At 45.7% G+C, this 431-nt stretch carries 2 protein-coding genes; both read left to right on the top strand.

Annotated features, from left to right (window positions below; genetic code table 11):
• A partial coding sequence (locus HC176_RS16725) for an aldehyde dehydrogenase family protein (RefSeq protein ID WP_167920145.1) occupies positions 1-296 on the top strand: 296 nt, incomplete at its 5' end.
• 8 nt (positions 297-304) lie between these two features.
• The coding region (locus tag HC176_RS16720) for a DUF779 domain-containing protein (RefSeq protein WP_167920143.1) at positions 305-431 on the top strand (127 nt) is incomplete at its 3' end.

Here is a 431-nt window from a genome sequence, read left to right as displayed (position 1 = left end):
CTGTATGTACTTTTAAAGATGAGGCCGAGGCCATCGAGATCTCAAACGACACCATGTATGGTCTTGGTGCCGGGGTTTGGACACGGGATGCGCACCAGGCTTATAAGGTGCCCCGGGCGATAAAAGCAGGTCGTGTATGGGTGAATTGCTATCACGATTATCCTGCGCACGCACCTTTTGGCGGCTATAAGAAATCTGGCTTCGGAAGAGAAAACCATTTAATGATGCTAAGTCATTACAGGCAAACCAAAAATATGCTTATTTCTTACGACAAGAATAAGCTGGGATTATTTTAAAATGATTTATGGGAGAATATAAGAGAGTAGAAATAACTGAAGAGGCGGCAGAGGTTTTACCCGGTTTGAAGGAGCAGCACGGGGAGCTCATCTTCCATCAAAGTGGAGGATGTTGCGACGGTTCATCACCTATGC

The organism is Tamlana crocina, assembly GCF_012037625.1.
This window is presented reverse-complemented; position numbering and strand designations above follow the sequence as displayed.